The following is a 521-nucleotide window of genomic DNA, read 5'->3' on the forward strand; positions in this document are numbered from 1 at the left end:
TGAAGTGGACCCCATTGTCCAGACCACTCGGGCCCGATTTTACGTTATGCTCCGACGAGGCATGCCCGCTCATGGCCTGATCGGCCTGGCATCGTGGTAGACCTCGGCGGGAGTCCGATAGGCCAGGCTTTGGTGGGGGCGTTCGTGGTTGTAGAACGCAAACCACCCCTCAAGGCCGCCTTCGAGTTCCTTCACGTTCTGATACGACTTGATGTACACTTCCTCGTATTTCAGCGACCGCCACAGCCGCTCGATGAACACGTTATCCAGGGCACGACCCCGGCCGTCCATGCTCACCGCCACCCCGTGCTTCTCCAGACGACCCGTGAACGCCTTCGCCGTGAACTGGACCCCCTGATCGGTGTTGAAGATCGCGGGCCGGCCGCCGCTCAGGGCCTCCTCCAACGCCTCCAGGCAGAACCGGCCGTCGAGCGTGTTCGACAGCCGCCAGCAGAGCACGTAACGGCTGAACCAGTCGATCACCGCCGTCAGATACATGAAGCCCTGCTCCAGCGGGATGT

Annotated in this window: 1 protein-coding gene; it reads right to left on the minus strand. The window is 62.4% G+C overall.

Going from position 1 to position 521, the window contains the following annotated elements; genetic code table 11:
- Window positions 1-69: 69 nt before the first annotated feature.
- A partial coding sequence (locus tag GA615_RS27250) for an IS3 family transposase (protein WP_152054502.1) occupies window positions 70-521 on the minus strand: 452 nt, incomplete at its 5' end.

Origin of the sequence: Tautonia marina (assembly GCF_009177065.1) — a bacterium.
Taxonomy (GTDB): Bacteria; Planctomycetota; Planctomycetia; order Isosphaerales; family Isosphaeraceae; genus Tautonia; species Tautonia marina.